Raw genomic sequence first — 2,338 nt, 5'->3', positions numbered from 1 at the left:
TCCTGCAAAGCCAATGTAGGCAGCTGCAGAATCTCCATTGACTGGATCATCCGAGGGGCCAACTTCTGAACCTGCATTTGCCGGGCCTGAAGACCCATCGACATCCGCATTGTTGCATTCTCTGAAAATACGAGGAGGTGGAATCCTGGCACCGCCTATTCCCCGAATCAGCGAACTGGCAATTGGTGGGGAACTGGCAATCGGTGCGCCGCAATTCTACCAGCACTCGCTGTGCCATTGGCGAGAAAAATGCGGCTTTGGCCAAGAAAAGTTTCTATAGCGTGTTGGTACTATAGTTTTTGCCGGCCCGTCAATGCATCCGCGATCATTTCGCGATTGGCATATTCCAACACGCTTCCGGCCGTAATTCCTCGGGCCAAACGGGTGACTTCGACCGGATATTCACTCAACAGATTCGAGATATAGAGGGAGGTTCCGTCCCCCTCGACCGTCGGGTTGGTCGCCATGATCACTTCGACGAAATTGCCTTTGCGAACGCGTTCGACCAGGGGATCGATCGTTAATTGGTCGGGGCCGATTCCGTCCAGCGGGGCGATGCGGCCGAGCAACACGTGGTAGACGCCTCGATAAGCACTCGATTGTTCCAGGCTCATCAGGTCACGAGGCTGTTCGACCACACAGATCCGAGTTTTGTCGCGATTGGGATCCGCACAGATCGCACAGAGTTCGGTCTCCGATAGATTGAAGCATGCCGAGCAGTAGCGAACGTCCTTGCGAACACGCCGGATCGCGTCGGCAAGTCCGAGTGCCTCGTGCTCGCTGACCCGCAGCAGGTGGAACGCCAACCGTTCGGCACTTTTGCGTCCGATCCCGGGTAAACGCCCCAATTGTTCCACTAATTCCGATACCGCACCGGCATGATTGCTCATCGTGATCAACCGCCTCCGGTCAAGTTTGCCAAGATGCCATCGAGTCCGGGGATGTTGATGTCCATGTCGGCCACCATTTGGGAAATGCCGTCGGCGTACAGTTGTTTCGCGGCGGCGCCCGCCTCGTTCGTCGCTTCGAGCACCGAAATTTCAATCACTTCGCTGGAATACTCGCCACGGATCTGTACCGATTGAACATGCCCAAGCCCGTTCATCAGGACAGTGACATCGGTTTCCGATGCCGTTCCCGTGACCGTTGCGACTTTCATCTGGTCGTTGAGCTGCTGCATCTTTTCGGGCAGCTTTTGGAACGAACCCATCATCGACGCAATATTGCCGAGATTGCCAAGTCCTTTGAACATATTGAACGCTTAAAAGTAGGAGAATGCAGGAAAGAGACGATCGCTGAGTGCGAATTGTATACCGTTGGCAAACGATTCCCAACACCTGCGATTCTAATCCGAGCCGAGGCGAATGGGCATCCATTCGGGCGAGTAGAAATTGCCCCTGGCAGGGCCGCGTGGCCCCCAAAGAAGTGCTGTTACCGTCGTGGTGCGGTGCAACCGCGTGGTGGCAGCAAGTGAAACGTCCGAATGAGACCGGACGAGGACCCTGCACCGCTCCGCTATAAGAACCAACCGGTTTAGGCGAACGCGAACGGCATTGGCCCGTTCGCCCTGCCGAGCCGCTAATGAAGAGAGCGGCTTTTTCGACTGCAACGCGAGCGTTATTTCGAGTGGAAATTGTACGCCGAGTTGTGCTGGTCAAAGTCGGCATTGCTAAGCCCGACGTTCACGTTCAGATCGAGGTAGGTGTACTCTTCGATCACTTCCAACGGAGCTCCCTGACGCTTGGGCCAATCATAGGCCACGTAGCGGATCGGCAGGTTCAGCTCGTCATCGATAAAGATCTGAGCCTGATGGAATTCGGCACCGGGGGTGCGTGTCGGCTGGGTCACATGCAGCACGGTACAGGTGCGGTCTTTGATCCGTGCGTTTTTGCGGAATTCGCAAGTAACGTCGGGGCACTGTTTGGCTTGCTGGCCTCGTTCGATCAGCTTGACGATCAAGTTTTCGATACCGATTTCGGTCATCGGGTAGCGTTGACCCCGCATCGCCAACATGCCGTCGACGGGGATTGTGACCGTGGGCAAAAACTTGCCTTTGAAGCCGCCTTCGTGAGCGACAAGATAGCCGTCGTTTTGGTTCTCGACGAACAGGACCTCGCGGCCTTTGACGCTGCTTGGTTTTAGGAAACCGAGATAAACGCTTAGCGGCTGAGTGAGCTGGCCAGCGTTCGTTTTACGATTGCGAACTTTCGCATACATGTATTCATAATCGCCAAGCGTCTCCCCGACACGTTCACGCTTGACCAAGATCGCGGTGTAGTCGTTCACGTTGGCGCGGCAGTGCGTCAGTGCGTCCTGGGCCATGTCCAAGGCGCGATCC

At 55.7% G+C, this 2,338-nt stretch carries 4 protein-coding genes; all 4 read right to left on the bottom strand.

Annotation, left to right across the window (positions count from 1 at the left end; genetic code table 11):
• A partial coding sequence (locus ABX962_RS34870) for a hypothetical protein (protein WP_372726264.1) occupies positions 1–98 on the bottom strand: 98 nt, incomplete at its 3' end.
• A 192-nt stretch (positions 99–290) separates the two neighbouring features.
• The gene (gene recR, locus ABX962_RS34865; protein WP_372726263.1) at positions 291–890 is read right to left on the bottom strand and encodes a recombination mediator RecR; all 600 of its coding nucleotides are present in this window, start codon (positions 888–890) and stop codon (positions 291–293) included.
• Positions 891–895: 5 nt separating this feature from the next.
• Positions 896–1,252: a YbaB/EbfC family nucleoid-associated protein gene (locus tag ABX962_RS34860; RefSeq protein ID WP_372726262.1), complete on the bottom strand. Its 357-nt coding sequence runs from the start codon at positions 1,250–1,252 to the stop codon at positions 896–898.
• Between the two features lie 365 nt (positions 1,253–1,617).
• The coding region (locus ABX962_RS34855; RefSeq protein WP_372726261.1) for a DUF1571 domain-containing protein at positions 1,618–2,338 on the bottom strand (721 nt) is incomplete at its 5' end.

It is taken from the genome of Novipirellula sp. (assembly GCF_041583735.1).
Lineage (GTDB): Bacteria > Planctomycetota > Planctomycetia > Pirellulales > Pirellulaceae > Novipirellula.
Note: the sequence above shows the minus strand (reverse complement) of the source record. Positions and strands in the feature narration are given on the sequence as shown.